Consider the following 21861-nt stretch of genomic DNA (forward strand, 5'->3'; position numbering starts at 1 on the left):
ATAGGCGGGGGTGGACGGGGCGTCCGGCAGGGAGCAGGATGTTGGCATGAGTACCGATGACGCGCTCCTGAAGCAGGCCAGCATCAAGACCGAGGACTCCACCCTCGTGGCACAGTTCGACATAGACGGCGCCATTCCGGATTCCGGCGCCTATGTAGTGGGTTTAATGGGTGCCTCGCCGGACTATTCACTGCAGCGGCGGCTGTGCATTGAGTTCATGAACGGGGAGGCCATTGCCTGCTACTCGTTCAACCGGGACCAGGGAATCGAGGAAGACTACGACCTGTCCGGAGTATCACACTCGGAGAACAGCATTACCGGCAGCTTTCCGCTCACTGCCCTGAACGGGCTCGGGCAGGGGCACGTCCTGTCAGCCTTCAGCGAGGCGGACGGCCGGGAATTCCAGCACGGGGTGCCGGTGGAGGAAGCCATCTAAGGCTCCTCCACCCCCGGCGCGGCTGGTCAGCTGTTTTCTTTGTGGATCTTCAGTTCAAGTTCAATGAATCCGGAGATCATTGCCCGGTAGGTTGATTCGACGATATCCGGGTCGATGTCCTTTTTCTCGGCCGCGGAGCGCACGTGCTCGATGATGCGCTCCACGCGGCCGGGCGCCCGTACCTCGGCGTCATCACCCTTGAGGGTTCCGGCGATCCTGATCAGCCGTTCGCGGCGGGCAATGAGGGTGACAATCTGTTCATCCACCTCATCAACGGCAACGCGAACGGCAGCGAGCTGTTCCTTGTCGGCCCGGGCATCCCTATCGTTTCCTTGAATTGTCGCCATCATCTGACAGTATCGAAGCATGGAGCCCAGAGTCGACTTTATCTCCCTCGGTGTCCGCAGTGTCCAGGAGTCGCGGGCCTTCTATATTGACGGCCTGGGGTGGCCGGTCCACCGCGAAGTGGCCGGCGAAGTGCTGTTCATCCAGGTGAACCACGGCCTGGTGCTTTCCCTGTGGGATGTCCGCCAGATGCAGGCGGAGGCCGGGGTCAGCCCTCCTGGCGGCGTCCCCCGCATTACCCTGAGCCATAACCAGCCCAGCGCGGCCGACGTGGACCGGGTGATGGAAGAGGCCGCGGCCGCAGGAGCAACCGTTATTGCCGAACCCGTCACCCAGCCGTGGGGAGGCTACACCGGGTACTTCGCCGATCCCGACGGGTTCCGCTGGGAGGTTGCCTACAACCCCTCCTGGACAGTGGACGACGACGGCACGGTCACCGTGTAGCGTCGCGGGGCCTTGGCGGGCGGCTGCTAGAACAGTGTTTGCACCGGGCGGATCAGTTCCGGGCCGTTGTTGCGGACATTGCCGACGTCCCGGCCCACGGATTCCACCTGCCACCCGGCGGCGGCTTCCTGCACTCCTGACCGCACCAGGTCCACCAGCGCCGCGGGGTCGCAGGCCTGCGGGTCCAGCCATGCGTCCGTCGTGGCCTTGTCCATGGGCAGCGGCACGCGGTCATGGAGTTCGGTGAGCTTGCCGAAAATTCCGTGTTCACTGCCCGGCGGCGGGGTGTCCGCCGTGAGGATGGATGTGGAGAGCAGCCAGCGGCCGGGCTCCCCGTCCGGAACCGAGGGGTCCTTCCACCATTCATAGAGGCCGGCGAACGCCAGGCTCCGGCCCGGGCCCGGGTGCACATAGTAGGGCTGCTTTGATTTTCCCGGGCCCTGTTTCCATTCGTAGTAGCCGTCAGCAGGGACGGCGCAGCGCCGGGACTGCACGGCCTTCCTGAAGGCCGGTTTCTCCAGCACGGATTCGCTGCGGGCGTTGATCATGCGCGAACCGATTCCGGGATCCCTGGCCCAGGACGGGACCAGGCCCCAGCGCGCCACGTGCAGCTGGCGTACCTGCCGGGCCGCGGCGCCGTCCCCGATGATGCGTTCCAGCACGATGGGGACGGCATCGGTGGGTGCCACGTTCCAGGACGGCGGAAGGCTGACCTCGTCCTCCAGGCCGGCATCGAATTCGGCCAGCAGGTCCCCCACGGCGCGTGCCATTACGTAGCGTCCACACATGGCACCAGCTTGCCAGGGCGCGCCATAAACTGTCATCCGGCCGCGCCCGGGCCTGTTCGGCACCGGGGAATACCGCCGGCCGCGCTACCGTTGACCGTAAGGAAACCTTTCAAGCGACGTTTAGGAGATCCCTGTGGACTTCACTCCCGAATCCGGCACCATCACCATGTTTTCCACCACCTGGTGCGGCTACTGCAACCGGCTCAAGAAGCAGCTGGATGCGCAGGGCATCGGCTACACGGAAATCAACATCGAAGAGGTGGACGGCACCGCGGAACTCGTGGAGCAGCTCAACGGCGGAAACCGCACCGTCCCGACGGTGCTCTTCCCGGACGGATCCGCCGCCACCAACCCGTCGGCCGCCGAGGTGAAGAGCCGCCTGGCCGCCTAGCCGGACGTCCGGCCGGGCCGCAGTGGACATGCCGCGCCGGCCGGTACCGGCTGAATTAGCTGCGGGTCATGCCCCCAGGCTGCTGAAGGAAGCAGTTTCCAGGGAGGCATGGCCCGCATACGTTTGCAGCAGGGCCTGCTCCACAGCGTCCACTCCGAGTCCCGGCACCAGGTCATTGGCGGCGCCGGCGGTGGCGGGGTCCCAGTCCAGTCCCAGTGCCGCGTAGCTGTCGGTGAGGACCTTGCGGATCGGGGCGGAATCCTCCACCACGATCACGGAGCTGAATAGCCAGCCGCCGGAGACCACCCGCTGGGCGGTTCCCACCAGTTTCACCCGGCGGGAACTGTCCGCCGGATCCGTTCCATGCACGCTGTATTCGCCGGGACAGTACTCACCGGGGATTTCGCCCACTGCGGCCTGCACCCCAACACTTCGCAGCGCCTGGGCGAAGAGCCCGCCGAAGTACCCGAAACGTGCCTTGGACCCTGCGACGGCGTCCGCGTCTGGTTCGATGTGGTCCACCACCAGCGTGCCCTGGTGGTAGGCCGCGGCACGTCCCCCCGCCCGCCGAACCAGGGGCTCGAAGCCGTTGTCGCGGCAGGCCTGGGCAGCTGCCTCGAAGCCCGGCAGCCTCGTATCCCGCTGCCCGAAGGCCACGGTGGGAGCGGGCCGGTAGAGCCGGAGGGTGGGGCCGATGCCGCCGTTCCTTGCCCGGGCGAGCAGCTCGAGGCCGAACTTCAGGTCGCGGCCAGCGCCGAGGGACACGTCCTGGCGCACCACCGTGAGCGTGCGAAGTCCAGTACCGGTGTGGTGCATTGTGGCGAAGCTCCCTGGCTAGGTGTCGGCGGTTCCGACAGGTTCGATGGCTTGCGGTCCGGGCAGGCCCTCCTTAGGTTACGCCCGACGGCGGCACCGGCCTTAACGCCCCCGGCGCCCCACCCAGAGGGCGTGCAGCAGCGGAACCGCCGACCCGGCCATCAGCACGCTGCCCAGCGGCAGGTCGTCGGAGCGGACGATGGCCCCTGCAACCAGCAGGGCACCGAACACCACGCCCGAGGCGGTGCGGCGCACGGCACGGTCCAGGCGTGCGGCCTGCCGTTCCAGGCGGGGAACGGCCACCTGCAGCGATCCCTCCTCCAGGCGCCCTGCCAGGGCGTCCAGCCGGCCGGGAAGACGCAGTGCGGTGCCGGCGGCCTCGACGGCCTGCCGGGCCGCGTCCTGGAGCAGGTTGCCGCGTTCATCCCGCAGCAGCTGCGCGGCATAGGGCTCCACGGAATCCCAGAGGTTGAAGCGTTCGTCCAAGGCGCTGCACACACCCGAGGTCAGGGACATGGCGCGGATGATCAGCAGGAAGTTCTCCGGCAGCTGGAACGGCAGCGACCGGACCACGTCACCGAACTCCACGGCAAAGTCACGGAACTCCCTCGGATCAACCTCGCGCAGTTCGGCGAAGCCCATGCCACCGAAGCGGGCAAAGAGCTGCGTCATGGCACGCTCCAGGGCCACACTGTCAGCGGAGGGCATCAGCACGCCGACGTCGTTGATCGCCGCAACGAGTCCCTTGCCGTCGCGGGCGGCGGCGGCAATCAGCAGCTTCCGCAGCCCGGTGCGCGTGCCGGCCGTTACTTCGCCCATCATGCCGAAGTCGATGAAGGTCAGCTTCCACGGCAGATCGCCCATGCCGGCGGGCTGCGGGGTGACGAAGATGTTCCCGGGATGGGGGTCGGCGTGGAAGAACCCGTTGGTGAAGAGCTGGTCGAACATGATGGACGCAAACACCGGGGCGACCGTTGCGGGGTCGATGCCGGCAGCACGCAGGCCCTTGACGTCGGTGATTTTGATGGCCGTGACGTCCTCGAGGGTCAGCACCCGGCGGGTGGTGCGTTCCCAGACAACGTCCGGTACCGCCACCCGGCTGTCGCCGGCGAAGTCCGCGGCGAAGCGCTCGGCGTTGACGGCTTCGTGGAGGTAGTCGATTTCCGCCAGGCTGGTCTGGGCGAATTCCTCCACCAGGGCGGGCATGTCGGCGCGCCGGGAGACGAGCCGGACGTGGCTGAGCCAGCCCGCCACCCGGCGGAGGGCAGCGAGGTCGACGTCGACAATCGCCCCGATGCCCGGCCGCTGGACCTTGAGGACCACGGCGTGGAGTCCGGTGTCGCCGGCGTCCACGGGGTTGAGCCGTGCCCGGTGTGCCTGCCCCAGCGATGCTGCCGCGATCGGCGCCTCGTCCACGGATTCGAAGACACGGGCCAGTGGTGTGCCAAGTTCCCTTGCTGCAAGGGCGGAGATGGCGGGAAATGCCACCGGCGGTACCTCATCCTGCAGTCCTTCGAGCTCCTTGGTGATCTCCGGGGGCAGGACGTCGAGCCTGGAGGACAGGAACTGGCCCACCTTGATCATCAGGCCGCCAAGTTCCACCGCCAGGTCGTGGAAGCGCCGCGCAAAGCGGCGCATCCGCGTGGAGCGTGTCCGGGCGGCGATCCGGCCCAGTCCAATGCGGGGCAGGAACAGCTCAAACCACCACGTCGAGGCGAGGTTCCAGGCTGCGAAGCGCAGGATCCGCCGGTAGCGTCCGGCGTGCTCCCGCGCGGGAAGCTGCGGGGCTAAACCCTCCTGGACTGTGGACGCCACCCGCGTCAGTCCTGGGCGAGGATGGCGTACAGCCGGCGCCGGGCCTCGTCCAGTACCGCCACCGCCTGCTGCACCTGCCCGGCGGACCCGGTGCGGCCAACCTGTGCCGCCGCCTGGGCCAGCTCCATCCCGGCCCTCGGAAGGGAGGTGACCCCGCCGGACGCGGCAGCTGCCGGATCCCAGGGGGCAGCGCCGTGCCGGGCCGCGGCCTCCTCGCGGCCGGCCTCCGTCAGCGAGTAGATCTTGCGGCCGTTCGATTCCTCGGCGCTGATGGATCCCTCATCGGCCAGCAGCTGCAGGGTGGGATAGACCGACCCGGCGCTAGGTTTCCAGCTGCCGCCGCTGCGCTCCTCGATCTCGCGGATGATCTGGTAGCCGTGCATGGGCCGCTCCGCGAGCAGGGCAAGCACGGCCGCCCGGACTTCGCCTTTCCCGGCCCGGCTTCCCATCCGCCGGTCGATGCGCGAACGCAACTCCTCGACCGCCTGCCACATGCCGTCCAGGCTGCTTCCGCCGTACCCGCCGGCGGGTGATGAAGCACGCATGATGGACTCCTTCGTCAAATCGTGAACGATATACAACGATACTCAGCGATACATGCGGCCACCACAGCTGCGGCGGCACCGCCGGTCATGGATGCAGGCGGCCACTCCGCCGGGCGCAGGCGGGTTTGCTCAGGTCCGGCGCAGGGTCAGGATCTGTTCGGCCCGCCCGAAGGGCCCCTGCCTGTCGTGCAGCACCGTGGACGTCAGCCCAATTCCGTCGCGGCCGAACGACACCGCGTTGTCCAGCCCCAGCCATTCCCCCTCGGGCCTGCGGTACATGTGGACCTGCAGGTCCAGGTTGGGGAACGCATAGCTCCCCTGGCCCGGAGGGACGCGGGCGGCGATGCCATTGGCTGTGTCGACCAGTCCCATGAGCCGGGCGAAGTCGCTGCTGTCCGCGTGATCGGTCAGGGGATGGTCGGTGCGGAGCCAGACTTTCCCGGCGCCGGGCCTGTGCCCTTCGGCCACCCTCATTTCGAGCGAGCGGATGTAGCCTCCGGGCCAGACAGCCGAGCCATCGTAGGGCTTGCATTCGTCCGGGCCGGGGATGGCAGCATCTTCGACGGCGGCCACGGCAGCCGTGTCACTGGTCAGCATGCGCCACCCTGAGGCCCGGATTGCCGTCCGCCCGCCGGCAACAAGCTCGGCCTGCACCAGTTCAATGGTGCGGCCGGGCCGCAGCGTGGTGGTGTCGATCCGGAATTCTCCGCCCGGGATCAGGCCCAGGATCTCATAGCTGATCCGGGCCATCCGCATGTCATCCCGCGGTTCGTGCCGCTCCAGGACGTCGGCCATCAGCCCTGATGCCGGTGCCATGTGCTGTTCGTGGACGTTCCATGCCCCCTGGGCGTGGATGGTGGACCGGAAGCGGCCGCCGCCAAGGTCCTGGTAGTAGAAGTTGCCGTCGGCTAGTTCGGGCAGGTCTGCAGTCAAGGCTGGCCCCTTACGGAAAGTCAGTGAATTGTCACTAACTCTATCCCGCGGTGCCTGCGGGCGGCGCGCTGCGGCGGCTGATGAAATGTTGGAAGCTGCGGGGGGCAATCGGACTAGACTCAGGAACTGGTCCTGTCAGCAACCTCGAACGAGGTGTTTTATGCGCGTCATCAGCTATAACCTCCGCAAGCACAAGGCCAGCGGCGAGCTCCTCGCCCTGGCACGGAACCATGACATCGATGCGCTGTGCCTGCAGGAGGTGGATTCCAGCGACCTTCCCGAGACCCTGGGGCCCCTGCACCTGGCCGACGCCACGAAAGGCAACCGGCTGGGGCTTGCCATCTATTACCGCACCAGCCGGTTCACGGCCCTGGACACGCAGTCCTTCGCACTGAAGAAATCGATGCACGACCGGGTCCTGGCGCCGGCGCACGAGCGCCTCATCGGCACCAGGGTTATGGACAACGAGACGCAGCACGAGCTGGTGATCGGCTCCTTCCACGCCGCCCCGCTGACGGCATCGAACTCGTTGCGGCGCAAGCAGATCCATGCGGCCCATGCCGAGCTGCTGAGCATGGGCAAGGGTCTGATGACCCTGATGGTGGGCGACTTCAACTATCCGTTCTTCACCAAGAACCTTGATATGCACATGAAGAACTCGGGGTATGCCCTGTCGCTGAGCAACCGGCGCACCTACACCCGCTACAAGGTCTTCAAGGGCCACTTCGACTTTGCCACCTCGCTGGGCCTGGACATCGCGAGCGTTGAAACGCTGCCGCGGGGCAACTCGGACCACCTGCCCATCCTGGTGACCGCAGAGTACGGCGAAGGCTACTAGGACGTCAGGGCGTGGGCAGCCGGTAAATCCGTGCGTCGGCGTTGCTGAACACGAGTTCAACACCTGGCTGGGATTTCAACCAGTCTTCCATCTGGGCGGAGTTGCGCTCGGTGGTCTGGCCCTGGAGTTCGAGGCTCGCCTCTGTTGAGCGCATGAGCAGCACGTAGGCACCGGCGGGGTTGTGCCGGCCGTAGTTGTAGAAAATCGGCCCGCAGCTCGCTGCCGACAGGTTTCGCCGGCACAGATCGTCCATTGTCCGGTACCGGTGTTCCAGGTAGGCGTCGCTTCGCCATGGCGTGGGGTGGGCAGCGGAGATGATGGCCGCGCCGTGGGGCGCCATCTTTTCAACTTCGGCCACCGCGGCCATCTCACTTCCCGTGAAGATGTCGAATTTGGTATTCCCGAACCTGCTGGTCTCGATCAGCAGGGAGAGCACCAGGAAGGTGGGGACGAGGACCGCCATGCTGCGGAGGGGAAGGCGCGCGCTGCCGTCCTTGGGCAGCAGGATCGAGGACGCCTGCAGGGCGACGAAGGGCAGTGCGAACAAGGAGACGCGGATGAGCATTTCCCCGCCGTAGGACTGCATCGGGAAGAGCAGGATCGGGGTAACTGCGAGCAGGACCACCCGGATGTCGAGGCGCTTCGCGCGCCAGTCCCGCAGCGCACCTGCCGCGGCGAGGGCCCACAGCACGATGGTCAGGACCATGCGGACCTTCACCACGAGCGAATGGCCGGGGGTACCCGTCACGCGGTCGACGACATTCGCCGCAACCGCCCCCTGTAGACCCGCGTCCTCAAGCGGCGGGTGGCCGATGAGATAGGCACTGGCAGGATAGACCAGCCAGAGCGCAAGGATCACGGCGGTGATCAAGGGCAGCCGGCTGGTCCAGACACGTCCGCTGAGGCAGAGGGCGATCATGGCAATGAGCATCATGAAGGGCGTCAGCTGGTGGCTGGCACAGATAACGGCGACCAGCAGGAGCACCGCCACGAACGCACCCACCCGGTGCCGCGGCCGCTCCTCGCAGGGGGACCGTCCCCGCCACCACGCCGCAAGGTTGGCGGGCCTGAAGCCGCGGAACGTCCCCGGCCGTGATGCCAATGGGCCGAACAGCAGGGCGATCACCACGAGGTACAGGAAGAAGGCAAAGGCCTGGGGCGACAGGTAGTCCTGGTCCTGCCAGTTACCGAGGCAGAAGAGCCAGAGAACAAGCCAGCGGCGGCGCGGATCAGCCGTCAGGAACCGCGCCAGGACACCCAGGCCGGCAAGCCACAATCCTACGTTCACCACGGGAGCCCAGAGCGCTATCGTTGCCGGCGCCAGGCCTGTGGCCTTGATGATCGTGGCCAGCAGCGCGAAATAGCCCGGCCAGTTGAAGTAGGCGTCAATATCCGGATCGATTTCCTGGGTGCTCGAAAGGGCGTCGGCGATCCCCAGATGCCGGAACGCGACTTCGCCGCGTGGTACATCGGTGACAAAGGCCGCCGTTCCGAACAGTTCCAGCACCAGCACCGCGAGCAGCCACATCATCACTGCCCGTCCCGCCGGTCCGCCGGCGTTGCCGCGCAGCGCCGCGACGAACGTGACGTTGATGAGCACGAGGCCTATCCAGTAGGGGTAGGGCAGCACCGCGACGAGGCCGAGGTCACTGGTGACGGGTACCGCCACGGTGGAGGCCGCCCCCGCAACGAGCAGCAACGATATGAGGCCCGCCAACGCGAATCCCAGGTCGTGGAGCCGCAGCCGCCCCTGGTTGCGCCGGGGGGCATCGACGGCGGCGGTCACAGTGCCTGCACCAGGGGGACGAACGGGTGCTGTGGGTATGCCTCGGAGGCGCCGAAAGCCTGATGCCGCTGATGTATGGTTCGGGCCGGGACCGCTGCCGGCCCGTGGCCTGGCAGTCCGCCGTCGGGCGCCGATGGTGCAACAGGTGAGAGGAGGGGAAGAGGCAACTGGCTCACCAACCTTGCTGTATTGCGCGGACTCATGTTCGGCCAATGGGTCAAGGCCCCGGAATGCGGCATGCCAGGGCTGCTGCGGCGGGTGTCCGGTTGCCTGTCTGTCCAGCCTTCCAGCAGCCACGACGTCGCCGTAGCCTGGAGCATACGGCTCCGGTCCTGCGGCGGGCACCAGTAGTGGGTACCTAATTTCGCAGCCGGACTTACCCTGTTTTGGGGGCAGTCACCAGGCGTTCTCCCGGGCGGAACTGCTTTTCGACGGGATCCAGCCCCTCAGCGCAGCGTCCGCGCGTGCATCAGGGGCAAGGCCTGGCTACCAGGATTCTTCGGCGTCCAGCCTGGCCATCAGGTCCGGCCAGGACGCGGCGAAGCCGGGATGCAGCTCCAGGGAGTCCACATCAGCCACTGGAATCCACAGCAGCGCGATGCTTTCAGGATCGCTGATGACGGGCTCGAAGGATTCCTGCACCCGCACCACCACGGTGGTGTAGGACCAGTAGCCATGGTCCAGCACCGAGGTGAACAGCACTTCCACGCTGTCCGGCGGGACGGCGGCTTCCTCGTAAGCTTCCCGGAGGGCACCATCAACCGCTTCCTCGCCCTCGTGCAGCGCACCGCCGGGCAGGCCCCAGGTACCGCCGTTGTGGCTCCAGACGGCACGGTGCTGCAGCAGCACCCCCTTTGCGGGGTCGTAGGCCAGGACTCCCGCGGCGCCGAACCTGCCCCAGTACCGGCCGCGGTCACCTTCCACCCAGGCGTCGCCAGGGTCCCGCGGACCGGTGCGCGGCGGCGGGGTGGAGGACATGCTGGAGGGCAGTGGGTGATCCATCACTCCAGTTTGACAGGTGAAGCGCCGGGATGCAGTCCCGCGTCAGGTGTCGCGTCCGTGGTCGACGGCGAAATCGCCGCCGGGATACATGACCGTTTCGTGCCCGTCGTCGAAGCGGACAACGTAGGGCGGGCGTCCGCCCTCGCCACGGACTTCCAGGATCACTCCATGCCGGTCCGAGGACCCCACCGTCCTTCCATGGACCACGATGCGGTCTCCTTGGGCTGCCTCCATGGCAATCACCTCCAGCCCCAGATTACGACTCCACGCAGGCGTGGAACAGGGCGACGTGGCAGGATTCCGGTATGCCGTTGAACCTGGTCCTCATCGCCGATACCCACGTGCCCAAACGCGCCAAAACCCTGCCCGCGGAGGTGTGGGCCGCCGTCGAAAAGGCCGACGTGGTGTTCCACGCCGGGGACTGGGTGGAGGCGGCGCTGCTGGACGAATTCGAACGCCGGAGCAGGCGGCTGCTCGGCGTGTATGGCAACAATGACGGACCCGACCTGAGGCGGCGGCTGCCGGAAACAGCCACCGCAACGCTCGGCGGCATCCGCTTTGCCATGGTGCACGAGACAGGCCAGGCCAAGGGCCGCGAACTTCGGTGCGAGGCGCTGTACCCGTCGGCGGACGTGCTGGTGTTCGGCCACAGCCACATCCCCTGGGACACCACCTCACCCCGCGGACTGAGGCTGCTGAATCCCGGGTCGCCCACGGACCGCCGCCGCCAGCCGGCCTGCACGTTCATGGAGGCGGTGGTCGATGCCGGGCAGCTGGCACGGGTCACCCTGGTGGAGGTCGGCCGCGGCTGACACCGCCCGGGCTTGGCAGGGCGGTGAATCTTTGCTTAGGCTGGGAAACGTAAGCATGCTTAGCTTTTGCTGTTGCCGGTGGGCAGCCGCAGTTTCCCCGGAGTCCGGGCGGTGGACCGGCCCGGAGTCCGCACGAACAGGAGGACCGCCATGACTGACCAGTACACGTTCCGCAATCCCGTTACTGCCTACGAAAAGATCTCCCCGCCCAAGCAGCACCAGCCGGAGCCGGGCCTGGATGCAGAACTTGAGCCCAGGGCCGACCTCGGCGAGGAGACGTACCGGGGCACGGGGCGGCTGGAAGGCCGCCGTGCGATCGTGACCGGCGCCGACTCGGGGATTGGCGCCGCGACGGCCATCGCCTTCGCCCGGGAGGGTGCCGACGTCGTCCTTTCCTACCTGCCGCAGGAAGAGGAGGACGCGGCCCGTATTGCGGGCATCGTCGAAGCGGCCGGCCGGAAGGCCGTGAAGGTCCCGGGAGACCTCAAGGACTCCGCAGCCTGCCGGGACCTGGTGGACACCGCGGTGGCCGTCCTGGGCGGCGTGGACATCCTGGTCAACAATGCCGGGAAGCAGGTGGCCCAGGAGGACCTGCAGGACATCACGGACGAACAATTCGACCACACGCTCAAGACCAACGTCTACGCCATGTTCTGGGTGACCAAGGCCGCCGTTCCGCATATGCCGGCGGGGTCAACCATCATCAACACCACGTCCATCCAGGCCTACAATCCGTCGCCAACCCTGGTGGACTACGCCACCACCAAGGCCTCCATCAACAACTTCACCAAGGGCCTGGCCCAGCAGCTGGCGCCTAAAGGGATCCGGGTGAACGCCGTGGCTCCCGGCCCCATCTGGACGCCCCTGCAGGTCAGCAGCGGCCAGCCAAAGGAGCAGCTGCCGGAGTTCGGCCAGTCCACTCCTCTGGGCCGCGCGGGCCAGCCCGCCGAACTCGCCCCCGCCTACGTCTTCCTGGCCTCCCCCGAGTCAAGTTTCGTGGTGGGCGAAACATTGAACGTCAACGGCGGCAGCCCCACCCCGTAGCGGCGGCTCCCGGGGACCGCCGGCGGTGACTGCGCTCAGCCGCCGGCCTCGTGGTCCGATGCATCCTGGGCCGCCAGGAGCTGGTCAGTGGCGGGGTCCGGCTCGCCGCCGAAGAATTGGGCCAGCACGGTCTTGAACACTGTTTCTCCGGGTGCGGCCCGGAGAAACAGTGTCATGGACGAGCGGAGCTTTTTGGCGTCAATGCCGCCGAAGATGTCCTCTGCCGACTGGTCGGCGTGGTTCGCCAGGACCATGGCACATTCAAGCAGCCGGGGCCCCAGGACCTCGTGGTCCAGGTACGCACGGGCCTCGGCGAGCGAGGAAATGGCATACCTGCGCGAGGTCTCACTCTGCCCGAGCCCGGCAATCTGCGGGAAGATGAACCACATCCAGTGCCCGGACTTGCTGCCCACCTGGAGCTCCCCCAGGGCCTGCTCATAGGTTCCGCCGCTGTCCTGGGCAGCGACGAAGCGGTCAAGGCCAAACGGTTCATTCATGGCGTTCTCCTGGGTGCGTTCAAAGGGACAGGTCTTCCTCAAGGGCTGCAGCGGCAGCCTGCAGCTGGGGGTCGGGGTCTTCCCGCCACCTCGCCAGGACAACGGCAGCCCGTTGCCGCTCCCGCTCCCCCAAACCGGCCAGCATCGGTGCCAGCACATCGGCGAGCAGCGGCGCTGCCAGGTCCCGCGACTGGGCGGACCGCAGGAACCCCTCCAGCCGGGTCAGGTCCGAGTGCCGGAGCAGCCCAACCCGCGACTGCAGCAGCACCACGGCGGCCAGGCGGCGTTCGAAAACCGGCCGGACGCCCGGCCGCGGCTGGCCCCACAGGGCGGAGGCCAGCATGACGGTGGCGTCATGGTCAAGGTCCTTGAACTTCCGCAGGGCATCGCGGACCGTGCCGCGGACTGCGCCGACCGAGGAGCCATAGGAGGCAAGAAGCCCGCCCACCCGGTGCGCCACCTCGTCCGCGCGGTACCAGGCACCTTCGTTCTGGAGGGTCCGGTCGATGAATTCCGCCGCGGCGGACACTGTCTCCGCAGCGCCCGTCATTGTCCGCGCCCCGTGGCGGCGTGCAGGATACAGAACGGCGTCCAGGGCCGCGCTTCCAGCCGGCCCTCGGCGATGGGTTCCCCGCACACTGCACAGAGGCCGTAGGTGCCTCCGGCGAGCCGGGCCAGGGCAGCTTCGACCTCATCAAGTCCGGCCGAGCTTTGCTTCAGGAGCGCCGAGGCCTGCGAGAGTTCGAAGGCGATGGTGGAGCCTTCGGGGTCATGCTCATCGTCGACGTTGGAGTCGCGGCGTGCCAAGTTTGCCGACTCAATGTCGGCGCGCAGCGCGGGCAGCAGTGCCAGGCGCCGTGCCCGCTCATCTTCGAGCAGCGCGCGGAACCGTTCGAAATCTGGCATGGGGAAAGCCTAGCGCGTCAGTCAGTACCAGTTCAGGGACACGGAGTGGTTCCAGGCGGCACACGGGGAGCCGTAGCGGTCCCGGATGTAGCCGAGGCCCCACTCGATCTGGGTGCGGTAGCTGGTCAGCCAATCGCCGCCGGCGCTGGCATACTTTCCCGGCGGCAGGGCCTGGGGTATCCCGTAGGCGCCTGAATAGGGGTTGGTGGCGGTGGTCAGCCACCCCGATTCCTTGGTCCAGAGCTGGGCAAGGCACAGGAACTGGTCCTGGCCCCAGCCGAAGGCGGCGAGGCGTCCGGAAGCGTAGCTTTTCGCCGCGGCCGGGTCATTCACGGACCCGCCGGGAACGGAAGGCACGACGACGGCGGGCGGGGATGGCGGGGCGGGTGCCACGGGAGCGGTGCCGGGAGCAGGCGGCCCAGGGTCGCCGGCGGGAACGCCGGGCTGCACGGGATTTGGCTGGACAGGGTTTGGCTGGACGGGTTTTGGCTGAAGTGGGTTCGGTTGCGTGGGGCTTTCCTGCCCTGGAGTACCGGACAGGGCCGGGGTCCCGGCGGGTGCGGGCTGCCGGGCAGCGGCGGCCGCTTGCCGGCGGGCCTGTTCCTCTGCCGCAGCACGCTTGGCCTCCTGGGCCTTTTCGTAGGCAGCCAGGGCCGCCCGGCCCTGCCGGTACTCCCCCTCAAGGGCCGCCGTCGTTCCCTTCAGGGCTGCGAGCTGCGCCGTCAGCTCCGTGCTGTGCTGCTGCTCCCGGGCCAGCTGCCGGTCGAGCGCGTCACGCGCCGAGCGGGCAGTATCCAGTGCTGCCTTGGCCTCCGCCGACAACCGCTCCCGCTCGTTCCTGGCAGCCCTTTCCTGCTCGGTGAGTGCGGCGGCGACCTGGCCCGTGGCCCCGGCCTTTTCAACCAGTGCGGCGGTCTTGTCCCCGACGAGCTTGACCAGGTTCAGCCCCTGCACGCTGTTGGTGCCGAGGGCGTCCAGTGCCACGAAGAAACCCGCGTTGGTGCCGCCGGTTTTGTAGGACTGCGCGGCAAGGGCGCCCAGGTCTTTCCGGTGCCTGGCCAGTTCATCGTTGGCCCTTGCCGCCTGCGCGGACAGGGTGTCCAGCCGCTGTGTCGCGGAGTCGAGTCCGGCCTGCGCCACGGCGTAATCGGCCGCCGACCGGACGGCAGCGTCCCCGGCGGCCTCCGATTGCTCCTGCAATCCGTCCAGGAGGCCGGTAATGGCGTTGATTTCGGCTGCTTTCGCGGCCTCCGATGACTGCGCGGCGTGCACGTCAGCCCAGGAGGGGTAGCCGGCAGTCGGGTCCTGATCGTCCGCCGTAGCCGCGTGAAGGGGGGAGCCGGCCACGGCCAAGGCCAACAGGACCGCGGTCAGCGGGAGCCGGGGGCGGATCACGAACAGGGGCATAGTCCCGAAGCCTACCCTCCGCTATGGCCCGCAGGCATGGATCCGTGTCGTGATTGTTACCCGGCCCTTCGCGGCGTCCACCAAGGTCACCACGGGAAAGTCGGGCCAAGTCCATTCGCTGGCGAATCTGAGAGAATCGCCTCGCATGTTATCCAAATGTGACAATTGCGGGGAGCTCGGGTTATGGTCGTTTGGTGTCCCTCTCAGTCGGGACATTCCCATCAGTATGCCGAGCCCTGCCGCTGATCATGGGATACAACCGCTCCAGCTGGCAGGGACGGGGGAACCAAGTTTCCACGGCCACATGTGGCCTAGGGGTTAAGTCGATAGCGCCTCCGTATGTCGCGGGGTGCTTCCGGCCGGGTATCTCCAGCCCGAACCCGACAGCTCACCCCGCAGGCATGGGAGAGGCGATCAACCGTGTCAAAAATTTCAACTTCTGCCCGTCACCGCGCGACTCCGGCCCGCTCCATTGTGCTCGAGGGCCTCGCCGTTACAGCCAAGTCCCAGGCCCGCACACTGGGCCGCCCTGCGCTCGCCGTAGCCGCGGCATCCGGCATTGCGTTCGGTGTGGGCGCCCCGGCCCACGCGGGTGTGACCGGAGCGGACACCACTGAGAACAGCAGCGTCCAGGCCTACTCGGCGCCTGCCGCGCCCGCCGTGGCCCCCGCGGCGGCCACGGGGAACGTGCACACCGTCGTTTCCGGTGACACCCTCGGCGCCATCGCCTCGGCCTACGGCGTCGGCCTGAACGACCTCCTGGCCGCCAACGGCCTGGGTCTGTCCTCGATCATCTACCCGGGCGACCAGATCCAGATCCCTGGCGCGGGCTACACGGCGGCTCCGGCACCGGCTCCGGCACCGGCGCCCGTCCAGACTGCGGCGGCCAGCGCACCGACGAACACCGGCATGAACATGTCCTACGCTTCAGCCACCCCGGCCGCGGCCACCACGGGCACCGGAACAGGCGCGGCCATCCTGGCATCCGCCTACAGCCAGGTCGGTGTGAACCAGGACTGCACCGCGATGGTCGAGAATGCACTGCGCTCCGTTGGCAAGAGCGTCGGCGACCTGGCCCCGACCCAGTTCTTCCAGTATGGAACGGTGGTTGGTGCTCCGGCCCCCGGTGACCTCATCATCACCTCCGGCCACGTGGGCGTCTACGCCGGCGACGGCCAGGTTGTGAGCGGCGGCGTTAACGGATACACCACCCAGGTCCACTCCATCAGCTGGCTCAGCGGCTACTCCGTGGTCCGCGTAGCCTAGGTTCCCACAGCTTCGCCCGGCGAAGCGGTGTCATACAGAAGGGCGGCAGCCGGTATACCGGCTGCCGCCCTTCCGCGTCCCGCCGGCGCGGCGAGCCTGCGGCCGGCGCCTTTGACAGGTCACGTACCGCAGAAGGTCATGTAGTTGCCGAAGTCTTCGGGGGCACCTTCCGCATACCTTTCCAGGCCGGTCCGCTCAGTAAAGGGGTCGGTGACGGCCTCCAACAGCCGCTGCAAGGGAGCAATGTCTCCCGCGGTCCCGGCGGACAGCGCCTCCTCCACGAGGTGGTTACGGGGGATGTAGGCCGGGTTCACGCTGTCCATCAGTTCCGCGTCGGGGTCCAGCGCCTGCCACCGTCGGATCCAGCTATCGAAGGCTGCAAGGTCAAGGACCATGCCACGAACCGGGCGCAGGTTGCCCCGGGCAGCCTTGCCGAGGTTCCGGAAGAACCGGGTGTAGTCCACCGGGCCGTCCTTCACGAGGGCGACAACGTCGTCCACCAGCGCTGAGGCGTCTGCGGCCTCTTCCCCGCCGGCCGCGGCCAGGCCCAGCTTTGCGTTCATCCCGCTGGACCACGCCGCGCTGTACTGGCGCCGGAAGCCGCCCAGCACGTCCACCGCGGGGGCCACAGCCTTCTCCTGGTCCTCGTCGATAAGCGGCAGCATTGCCTCGGCGAGCCGGGCGAGGTTCCATTCGGCAAGGACGGGCTGGTTGGCGTAGGCGTAGCGGCCGCTGACGTCGATCGAGCTGTAGACGGCGGCCGGGTTGAAGGCGTCCAGGAACGCACATGGGCCGTAATCGATCGTCTCTCCCGAGATGGTCATGTTGTCCGTGTTCATGACTCCGTGCACGAACCCGACGAGCATCCACCGCGCCACCAGTTCGGCCTGGGCGGAAACCACCGAGGCGTACAGCGCGAGATAGGGATTGTCCGCGTCGGCGGCGTGTGGATAGTGCCGGCTGATGGCGTGGTCCGCAAGGCGCTTGAGGAGGCCGGGGTTTTCGGTGGCCCTGGCGTATTGGAAGCTGCCCACCCGCAGATGGCTGCTTGCCACCCTGGCCAGGACGGCGCCGGGCAGCATGCCGTCGCGCCGGACCTGTCGTCCGGTGGCCACCACGGCGAGCGAGCGGGTGGTGGGAATGCCCAAAGCGTGCATGGCTTCACTGACAACGTATTCACGGAGCATTGGTCCGACGACGGCGCGGCCGTCTCCGGCCCGGGCGAACGGCGTGCGGCCGGACCCTTTGAGGTGCAGGTCCACCAGGCGGCCGTTGGTGTCCGTGAGCTCACCGACCAGCAGGGCGCGACCGTCACCGAGGAGCGGTGAATAGCTGCCGAACTGGTGACCGGCATAGGCCTGGGCCACGGGAGTGGCGCCGGCGGGAACATGGTTCCCTGCCAGCATCCGTATTCCTTCGGGGCTGCGGAGGTACGCGGGATCAAGCCCCAGGTCCTGGGCCAGCCTGGTGTTGAGGACCAGGAGTTCGGGATTGGGTGCGTCCTCGGCCTGCCAGGGAACGGCCAACTCCGCCAGTTCACGGGCGAAGCGGCCGTCGAAAATGACCGTGGATTCAGCTGCTGCCGTCATGATTAAACCCTATCGCCGTTGATTGGCCTGCTGCGTGCCGGGGTTGCCGCCGCGGGGGAACGGCAATGCGGTCCAGGTCGCCGGCGGCGATGACGTTGCTGGCGGGGGCCCGCTCCCGCGCCTGCTGCGCGAGGAGCGAAACGTCGTCGCCGTACCGGGACGAGAAATGGGTGAGGACCAGTGTCCGCGCCCTCCCGGACGATGCCAGGTCCCCTGCCTGCCCGGCGGTGAGGTGCAGGTATTGGGCCGCCAGCCCGCCGTCGTCGTCACTGAACGTTGACTCGGTGACCAGCAGGTCGGCGCCGTCGGCCAGTTCCTCCGCGCCCGGGCACGGTGCCGTGTCCATGATGAAGGCAAAGCGCTGGCCCGGACGCGGAATGCTGACCTCCTCCAGCGTCACTGGGCCGAGGCGGCCGGTGCGTTGCAGGCGGCCGGCGTCCGGTCCGTGGATCCCGGCGGCCCGGAGCCGCTCGGGCAGGATGGTGCGGCCGTCCGGCTCGGCCAGGACGTAGCCGTACGTCTCGATGCGGTGCTTCAGCGAACGCACGGCCAGGCCGTCGGCCACATGGCCCGCGGCGGAGTGCGGGTGCAGCCGAAGGTCGAGGCCGGGGGTGCTGACGGAGATGAGGGCCCTGACGACGTCGGCGCCTGAGGCGGGATAATGGAGGTGGACCGGGTGGGCTACGCCGTCCAGGACCATCCGGGACAGGACTCCGGGCAGGCCGAAGCAATGGTCGCCGTGCACGTGCGTCAGGCAGATCCTGGTGATGCTGCCGGCGGAGACCCCTGCATGGATCATCTGGCGTTGGGTTCCCTCGCCGGGGTCAAACAGGAACCCTTCACCGTCCCAGCGCAGGAAGTAGCCATTATGGTTCCTGGTCCGGGTGGGAACCTGGGATGCGGTTCCCAGCACCACGAGTTCACGCACCGCCGGCAGCTGCCGGTCCGGCCCGCAGGCCTTTGGCGTAGGCGGCCTGGCCAGCATGCTGGAGGCAGTCCCCCAAAATACTGACCAGCCGCACGCCCAGGGTCACGGGCGGATCCCAGTGCGTGTCCACCACCCGGTTCAGGCCGGAGTCGTCGGCACTGTCCAGGAATTCGGCAGTCTGGCGGTGGACGGCCCGGTAGTACTGCAGCAGCAGGTCCCCGGACGCCCGGACGGCGTCCACCTGCCCGCTCGAGTGCCCGTAGCCCGTATCGCCGGCCGCCAGCGGGAGGCCGAAGCTGGAAACGAAAGCCTCCGCGGTCCAGACCTGTTCCAGCCCGGCGGCGGCCGCGACCTGCGCGTCTTCAACGCGGCCAAGGTGCCAGACCAGCCATGCGATGGAGTTGCCGTTGCCGGACGGGCGCCTGTGCAGGTCAGCGTCGTTGAGCCCGTCGAGGATCTGCTCGACCAGGCCCGGAAGCCTGCCGAAGGCCTCCTGCAGCAGTTCTTTCGAGTGCATGGCTCCCCTCCCAGCGCCAGACCGGCCTGATTGCTAGCGTTCCAGGTCGTCGGGTTCGAACTCGCTCAACGGCGAGCCGCCGAAGTTCTCCTCGTCGTCGCTGGCATCCGCTTCGAGGCCGGTTGGTGCCTCGCCAAAGTCCACATCGGCCGCCGCCTCCCCCAGCGTTGGGGAATCCGGCGGCACCTGCTCGTCGCCGGCACGGTAGCGGGCCTGCGCGGTTTCGTCCCGCAGCGTCTGCTCGCTCAGGAAGTCTTCCTCTTCACCGCTTACCCCTTCGTCCTGCAGCAGTGGGTCTTCCCGCCAGCGGTCGGGGTTGTTTTCGGCAGCTCCGGGATAGCTGTCCGGCTCCCCGGAGACAGGGTCCAGTTCCAGGGATGACGCCGCGCCGGGAGTTTCGTCGAGAATCACGTCGTTATCCTCTACGACTTCCAGTTCATCGTCGGGGACATTCTGTTCAGTCATGTTGCTGCCTTTCTCGTTGTCCGGAGGCTCACAATAGTAAGCATACTGAGGAAGCGCCGTGCCTGGGAACCATGCGGTGCGCCAGGAGAAACTACGCTTTGAGGTTCAGTCACGGCAGGAGGACCCATGGAAAGCAATGCAGCGCCGGAGGGGCGGGGGGCGGAACCGTCCCGGCCGCAGTCCCTCCCCGCAAGGATGGCGGCACTTTGGGCGGACGGCCTGGGCCGGGCTAGCATCCGATCGGTCCAGGCACTCTCCGTCCTGGCGCTGGCCTGGGTGGTGGTGCAGGCCGTCACCCGGGTTCCGCTGGTCCTTGTCCCGGTCCTGATTGCTTCGATCCTGGCATCGGCGATGGCCCCGGCGGTCCGTTGGCTCGCCTCACGGGGCTGGCCGCGCGCCCTGGCGGTGCTGGCGTCCTTCCTGCTGATCGTTGCGGTCATGGCAGGTGTGGTGGGAGGCATCACGGCCGTGGTCCGCGACCAGGCGGGGGTCCTGGCGGCACGCGCCGAGGCCGGAATAGGGCAACTGCAGCAATTCATCACCACCGGTCCAGTCGCCCTGACCAGCGACCAGATCGATGCGGCCCGCGGGGAGTTCCAGAAATTCCTTGCCGGGGGCAGCCTGGGCGCCGACGCTTTGACCGGCCTGAGGACCGCCGGGGAGATTGCGGCGGGAACCGTGCTGACGGCGGTCATCCTGTTCTTCTTCCTCAAGGACGGCGGGCAAATCAGGGCATTCCTCATTGGGTTTCTGCCGGCGGGCCAGCAGGGCAAGGCACACCTGGCGGCGGAACGGAGCATCGTGGTACTCGGCGGGTACGTCCGCGGTACCCTCATCATCGCGGCCATCGACGCCGTGATTGTCCTGGCCGGGCTCCTGATCCTGCGGGTTCCGCTGGCCGTCCCGCTGGCAGCGGTGGTGTTCCTGGGCGGCTTCATCCCCATCATCGGAGCGACCGCCGCGGGCAGCCTCGCCGTACTGGTGGCGCTGGTGGAAAACGGACCGGTTACCGCACTGGTTGTCCTGGTAATCCTGGTGGCTGCCAACCAGTTTGAACACCACATCCTGCAGCCGCTTTTCATGGGACGCGTCCTGCGGATCCATGGACTGGTGATCATCCTCGCCCTGGCTGCCGGGGCGACGCTTGCCGGCGTCATCGGCGCCCTGTTGGCGGTGCCCGTGGCCGCCGTCGGCTGGACCATCTACAAGACAATTGCTGACAGGGACGCGCCGGGCCCGGAACCAATCGCGCCGGCGGCACCGGAGGCCCCGCGCTGAACAGCGCTTCCGTGACTTTTGGCCCTACAGTGCCTGCGGCTAGGGGGCCAGTCTGGAGTGGCAGGAAGACCAGTTCACGACGAACAGGAAGTGCGGCCATGCCATCCCGGAAACCCATCGCTGTATGCACCAACGACTCAGCCCAAAGCCAGGCAGCTGTCCTGTGGGCAGCGCGGCGCGCCCACCGCCAGGGCCTGCCGCTGGTGATCGTCCATGTGGTCGATGACCGCTGGGTCGCTGAACCCTATCCATGGTTCGGAACGCTGCAGCAGGCCGGCGAAGAGCTCCTCAAGACTGCCGCCGGGCGCCTCGAAGGGGCGGTGCCCATCACGCCGGCGACGGAACTGCTCACCGGAAGCGTGGGCGGGTCCCTGGCCAAGTACTCGAAGAAGACCTCCATGATGGTGGTCGGCTCAGGCAGCGGCCACATGGGCGGCGCCCTCGCTGACCGGGCACTCCAGGTGGCCACGGGGGCCAAGGTCCCGGTCGCCGTCGTCGGAACCCACGATCCCGAGGGCAGGTCCGGCGTGGTGGTGGGCGTCGACGGCTCAGCAGAAGCCACGCAGGCGGTGGCGTTCGCAGCCGCCGAAGCGGACCGCGACGGGGACGAACTGACGGTTGTCTACGCAGTGAACGCTCCAAATCCGGTCGTCGATGCCGGACTGACACCCGCTGCCCTCGCGGACGCCATCGTGGAGGAGGAACGGGTTGTGCTTTCGGAGACCGTTGCCGGCCTCAAGGAAGACTATCCGGACCTGACGGTGAACCAGCGCCTCGAAACAGATAAGGGAGCTGTGGATGCGCTCGTCGATGCGGCCGCCGGAGCACGCCTCCTGGTTGTTGGCAGCCGCGGCAGGGGTGCCTTCAAGCGCCTGCTGCTTGGTTCAACCGCGCACGGTGTCCTGAAGCATCTCCCCTGCACCACCATCATCACGCGGACCGAAGCAGCCAAAGGCACCATCTAGGCCGCACCGCCCGCCGATCCCGTTGCCCTACTCCGGCGTACCCGTCGC

Annotated in this window: 26 protein-coding genes and 1 riboswitch; of the genes, 9 read left to right on the forward strand and 17 right to left on the reverse strand. The window is 67.7% G+C overall.

The window, feature by feature from the left end:
• The first annotated feature begins 46 nt into the window (after window positions 1-46).
• Window positions 47-436: a hypothetical protein gene (locus tag PUN71_RS05345; protein WP_043454503.1), complete on the forward strand. Its 390-nt coding sequence runs from the start codon at window positions 47-49 to the stop codon at window positions 434-436.
• Window positions 437-462: 26 nt separating this feature from the next.
• Here the strand turns inward: PUN71_RS05345 and PUN71_RS05350 are convergent, their stop codons facing one another.
• Window positions 463-786 carry a chorismate mutase gene (locus tag PUN71_RS05350; RefSeq protein ID WP_043454505.1) on the reverse strand — a complete coding sequence of 108 codons (324 nt, stop codon included), beginning with the start codon at window positions 784-786 and terminating at the stop codon, window positions 463-465.
• A 16-nt stretch (window positions 787-802) separates the two neighbouring features.
• On the opposite strand from PUN71_RS05350, the gene PUN71_RS05355 reads away from it, so the two are divergent.
• Window positions 803-1225 (forward strand): VOC family protein, encoded by a 423-nt coding sequence (locus PUN71_RS05355; protein WP_277797596.1) that lies wholly within the window; start codon window positions 803-805, stop codon window positions 1223-1225.
• Window positions 1226-1251: 26 nt separating this feature from the next.
• On the opposite strand, the gene PUN71_RS05360 is transcribed toward PUN71_RS05355, so the two are convergent.
• A complete protein-coding gene (locus PUN71_RS05360) occupies window positions 1252-2013 on the reverse strand; it encodes an SOS response-associated peptidase (RefSeq protein WP_277797597.1) in 762 nt (253 codons plus the stop codon).
• A 133-nt stretch (window positions 2014-2146) separates the two neighbouring features.
• Here PUN71_RS05360 and PUN71_RS05365 point away from each other — a divergent pair, with 133 nt between their 5' ends.
• Window positions 2147-2404, forward strand: coding sequence for a mycoredoxin (locus PUN71_RS05365; protein ID WP_043454512.1), 258 nt, complete (start codon window positions 2147-2149; stop codon window positions 2402-2404).
• A gap of 66 nt (window positions 2405-2470) precedes the next feature.
• On the opposite strand, the gene PUN71_RS05370 is transcribed toward PUN71_RS05365, so the two are convergent.
• From PUN71_RS05370 to PUN71_RS05385, 4 genes are all read right to left on the reverse strand, one after another.
• Window positions 2471-3220, reverse strand: a complete 750-nt coding sequence (locus tag PUN71_RS05370; protein ID WP_277797598.1) for a lipoate--protein ligase family protein — start codon at window positions 3218-3220, stop codon at window positions 2471-2473.
• A 102-nt stretch (window positions 3221-3322) separates the two neighbouring features.
• A complete protein-coding gene (locus tag PUN71_RS05375) occupies window positions 3323-5035 on the reverse strand; it encodes an ABC1 kinase family protein (protein WP_277797599.1) in 1713 nt (570 codons plus the stop codon).
• Window positions 5036-5040: 5 nt separating this feature from the next.
• Window positions 5041-5580, reverse strand: coding sequence for a PadR family transcriptional regulator (locus PUN71_RS05380; protein WP_277797600.1), 540 nt, complete (start codon window positions 5578-5580; stop codon window positions 5041-5043).
• Between the two features lie 129 nt (window positions 5581-5709).
• The gene (locus PUN71_RS05385; RefSeq protein ID WP_277797601.1) at window positions 5710-6513 is read right to left on the reverse strand and encodes a thioesterase family protein; all 804 of its coding nucleotides are present in this window, start codon (window positions 6511-6513) and stop codon (window positions 5710-5712) included.
• Between the two features lie 160 nt (window positions 6514-6673).
• Between PUN71_RS05385 and PUN71_RS05390 the strand changes: the two genes are divergently transcribed.
• Window positions 6674-7351, forward strand: coding sequence for an endonuclease/exonuclease/phosphatase family protein (locus PUN71_RS05390; RefSeq protein WP_277797602.1), 678 nt, complete (start codon window positions 6674-6676; stop codon window positions 7349-7351).
• A 4-nt stretch (window positions 7352-7355) separates the two neighbouring features.
• On the opposite strand, the gene PUN71_RS05395 is transcribed toward PUN71_RS05390, so the two are convergent.
• The 3 genes from PUN71_RS05395 to PUN71_RS05405 all read right to left on the reverse strand — a co-directional run bounded on the left by PUN71_RS05395 (window position 7356) and on the right by PUN71_RS05405 (window position 10373).
• A complete protein-coding gene (locus PUN71_RS05395; RefSeq protein WP_277797603.1) occupies window positions 7356-9137 on the reverse strand; it encodes a glycosyltransferase in 1782 nt (593 codons plus the stop codon).
• A 486-nt stretch (window positions 9138-9623) separates the two neighbouring features.
• On the reverse strand, window positions 9624-10139 hold the full coding sequence (locus PUN71_RS05400) for an NUDIX domain-containing protein (RefSeq protein ID WP_277797604.1): 516 nt from the start codon (window positions 10137-10139) through the stop codon (window positions 9624-9626).
• A 42-nt stretch (window positions 10140-10181) separates the two neighbouring features.
• Window positions 10182-10373: a DUF1918 domain-containing protein gene (locus PUN71_RS05405; protein ID WP_277797605.1), complete on the reverse strand. Its 192-nt coding sequence runs from the start codon at window positions 10371-10373 to the stop codon at window positions 10182-10184.
• A 71-nt stretch (window positions 10374-10444) separates the two neighbouring features.
• On the opposite strand from PUN71_RS05405, the gene PUN71_RS05410 reads away from it, so the two are divergent.
• Together PUN71_RS05410 and PUN71_RS05415 are read left to right on the forward strand one after the other, a co-directional pair.
• Complete coding sequence (locus PUN71_RS05410; protein ID WP_043454534.1) at window positions 10445-10951, forward strand: metallophosphoesterase family protein; 507 nt, start codon at window positions 10445-10447, stop codon at window positions 10949-10951.
• Window positions 10952-11101: 150 nt separating this feature from the next.
• Entirely contained in the window at window positions 11102-11995 is an 894-nt protein-coding gene (locus PUN71_RS05415) for a glucose 1-dehydrogenase (protein WP_277797606.1), read from the forward strand.
• Between the two features lie 35 nt (window positions 11996-12030).
• Here the strand turns inward: PUN71_RS05415 and PUN71_RS05420 are convergent, their stop codons facing one another.
• Genes PUN71_RS05420 through PUN71_RS05435 form a run of 4 tightly spaced genes read right to left on the reverse strand, consistent with a single transcriptional unit; the run spans window position 12031 to window position 14805 of the window.
• Window positions 12031-12492 carry a DUF1810 domain-containing protein gene (locus tag PUN71_RS05420; RefSeq protein WP_277797607.1) on the reverse strand — a complete coding sequence of 154 codons (462 nt, stop codon included), beginning with the start codon at window positions 12490-12492 and terminating at the stop codon, window positions 12031-12033.
• A gap of 19 nt (window positions 12493-12511) precedes the next feature.
• Window positions 12512-13042, reverse strand: coding sequence for a DNA alkylation repair protein (locus tag PUN71_RS05425; protein ID WP_277797608.1), 531 nt, complete (start codon window positions 13040-13042; stop codon window positions 12512-12514).
• Window positions 13039-13398, reverse strand: a complete 360-nt coding sequence (locus tag PUN71_RS05430) for a TraR/DksA family transcriptional regulator (RefSeq protein WP_277797609.1) — start codon at window positions 13396-13398, stop codon at window positions 13039-13041. The genes PUN71_RS05425 and PUN71_RS05430 overlap by 4 nt, the downstream gene beginning before the upstream one ends.
• Before the next feature lie 21 nt (window positions 13399-13419).
• Complete coding sequence (locus tag PUN71_RS05435) at window positions 13420-14805, reverse strand: aggregation-promoting factor C-terminal-like domain-containing protein (RefSeq protein ID WP_277797610.1); 1386 nt, start codon at window positions 14803-14805, stop codon at window positions 13420-13422.
• Window positions 14806-15052: 247 nt separating this feature from the next.
• A riboswitch (cyclic di-AMP (ydaO/yuaA leader) is annotated at window positions 15053-15222 on the forward strand.
• A 3-nt stretch (window positions 15223-15225) separates the two neighbouring features.
• Between PUN71_RS05435 and PUN71_RS05440 the strand changes: the two genes are divergently transcribed.
• Complete coding sequence (locus PUN71_RS05440) at window positions 15226-16071, forward strand: C40 family peptidase (protein WP_277797611.1); 846 nt, start codon at window positions 15226-15228, stop codon at window positions 16069-16071.
• Window positions 16072-16190: 119 nt separating this feature from the next.
• On the opposite strand, the gene PUN71_RS05445 is transcribed toward PUN71_RS05440, so the two are convergent.
• Genes PUN71_RS05445 through PUN71_RS05460 form a run of 4 tightly spaced genes read right to left on the reverse strand, consistent with a single transcriptional unit; the run spans window position 16191 to window position 19570 of the window.
• Window positions 16191-17660, reverse strand: coding sequence for a protein adenylyltransferase SelO (locus PUN71_RS05445; protein ID WP_277797612.1), 1470 nt, complete (start codon window positions 17658-17660; stop codon window positions 16191-16193).
• Window positions 17644-18588 (reverse strand): ribonuclease Z, encoded by a 945-nt coding sequence (locus PUN71_RS05450; protein WP_277797613.1) that lies wholly within the window; start codon window positions 18586-18588, stop codon window positions 17644-17646. Before PUN71_RS05450 ends, PUN71_RS05445 begins: the two co-directional genes overlap by 17 nt.
• Window positions 18581-19105: a mycothiol transferase gene (locus PUN71_RS05455; RefSeq protein WP_277797614.1), complete on the reverse strand. Its 525-nt coding sequence runs from the start codon at window positions 19103-19105 to the stop codon at window positions 18581-18583. The genes PUN71_RS05450 and PUN71_RS05455 overlap by 8 nt, the downstream gene beginning before the upstream one ends.
• Before the next feature lie 33 nt (window positions 19106-19138).
• Window positions 19139-19570 carry a hypothetical protein gene (locus tag PUN71_RS05460; RefSeq protein ID WP_277797615.1) on the reverse strand — a complete coding sequence of 144 codons (432 nt, stop codon included), beginning with the start codon at window positions 19568-19570 and terminating at the stop codon, window positions 19139-19141.
• Window positions 19571-19696: 126 nt separating this feature from the next.
• Here PUN71_RS05460 and PUN71_RS05465 point away from each other — a divergent pair, with 126 nt between their 5' ends.
• Together PUN71_RS05465 and PUN71_RS05470 are read left to right on the forward strand one after the other, a co-directional pair.
• Window positions 19697-20848, forward strand: coding sequence for an AI-2E family transporter (locus PUN71_RS05465; protein ID WP_277797616.1), 1152 nt, complete (start codon window positions 19697-19699; stop codon window positions 20846-20848).
• A gap of 98 nt (window positions 20849-20946) precedes the next feature.
• Complete coding sequence (locus tag PUN71_RS05470) at window positions 20947-21813, forward strand: universal stress protein (protein WP_043451125.1); 867 nt, start codon at window positions 20947-20949, stop codon at window positions 21811-21813.
• Window positions 21814-21861: the final 48 nt, after the last annotated feature.

Source organism: Arthrobacter sp. NQ7, from assembly GCF_029581595.2.
GTDB classification, from domain to species: Bacteria; Actinomycetota; Actinomycetes; order Actinomycetales; family Micrococcaceae; genus Arthrobacter; species Arthrobacter phenanthrenivorans_B.